Origin of the sequence: Pseudomonas sp. 43(2021), assembly GCF_017490805.1 — a bacterium.
GTDB lineage: Bacteria > Pseudomonadota > Gammaproteobacteria > Pseudomonadales > Pseudomonadaceae > Aquipseudomonas.
In genome coordinates, this window is record NZ_JAFGYJ010000446.1 from 1 (window position 1) to 464 (window position 464).

Sequence of the window (464 nt, forward strand, 5' to 3'; positions counted from 1 at the left end):
GAAGTGGTCGACACGCCTTTGATCTTGTCGACAACGTCGGTACCGGCGGTCACTTTACCGAATACCGCGTAGCCCCAGCCCTGAGTGGTCTTGCCGCTGTGGTTGAGGAAGGTGTTGTCGGCGACGTTGATGAAGAACTGTGCCGAAGCCGAATGCGGCTCCATGGTGCGGGCCATGGCGACGGTGTATTTGTCGTTGGAGAGACCGTTGTCCGCTTCGTTCTGGATGCTTGCGCGCTTGTCTTTCTTCTCTTTCATGCCTGGCTCGAAACCGCCGCACTGGATCATGAAGTTGCCGATGACGCGGTGGAATAAGGTGTTGGTGTAGTGACCGGCGTTGACGTACTCGATGAAGTTGGCAACGGTGATCGGCGCATTTTCAGCGTTCAGTTCGATGACGATGTCGCCATGGTTGGTGGTCAGTTTGACTTGAGTCATGGTCCTTACTCTTCATAGGGAATTCGT

The 464-nt window shown here is 55.0% G+C and carries 1 protein-coding gene; it reads right to left on the reverse strand.

What is annotated here, in order from left to right:
- Positions 1 to 437: peptidylprolyl isomerase (locus tag J5M71_RS28095; RefSeq protein ID WP_207838867.1), on the reverse strand; the 437-nt coding region annotated here is incomplete at its 3' end.
- Positions 438 to 464 lie beyond the last annotated feature (27 nt).